The sequence below is a fragment of the Corynebacterium pilbarense genome, from assembly GCF_026930265.1.
Taxonomy (GTDB): Bacteria; Actinomycetota; Actinomycetes; order Mycobacteriales; family Mycobacteriaceae; genus Corynebacterium; species Corynebacterium pilbarense.
This window is the reverse complement of sequence record NZ_JANRML010000112.1, coordinates 1-608: the sequence shown is the minus strand read 5'-3', so window position 1 is coordinate 608 and position 608 is coordinate 1. Positions and strand designations below refer to the sequence as shown.

Annotated in this window: 1 protein-coding gene; it reads right to left on the bottom strand. The window is 35.7% G+C overall.

Annotation, left to right across the window (positions count from 1 at the left end):
* Positions 1-128 precede the first annotated feature (128 nt).
* The coding region (locus NUW87_RS11505; RefSeq protein WP_269028664.1) for a C2HC-type zinc finger protein at positions 129-608 on the bottom strand (480 nt) is incomplete at its 5' end.

Below are 608 nucleotides of genomic sequence, written 5' to 3'. Positions count from 1 at the left end.
CTGCTCTGGATCTATCTTCTCAAACTCTGCAAGTTGCTCGAAGGATGGTTCTTTGGTCTGTCACAACTATCGCATAGACTCCCCCTTTCTAATATTCATATTACCTAGGAGTATCTAAGTTGGATGGATCAGAACAATTCCTGCTCTGATGTGTATTCATCATCATCTTCATTGGTAGATTCATCATCTCTCTGAGCTCTGACTTCTTTCTTTCTATCTGTGGATTCATCTTTCACTACAATGTCTGAAAGTACAATCTCTTGAACCTGTTCCTTATTTACCTGTCCTTCCTTTCTTTCAGTTATTTTCCAAACCTTTCTGTATCTGACATCTTTCTTTTTCTCTGTAGAATTTTCTTCATCTCGTTTTATTATCAATCTTGCGATCTCTGGTACCTGGTCTTTGTTCACCTGTTCTTCCTGTTTTCTTATCCATACTTTCTTATATCTGATATCAGTATTGTCTTTCATGGAAGTATCGATCATGCTTCTACAATCACTGGCTATGTGTCCATAGTTATGACATTTGTAACATTCAATGTTATGTGGGACCACATAGGCATTTATTGCTTGAACATTTATTTTATAATATGTAATATACCAAATATA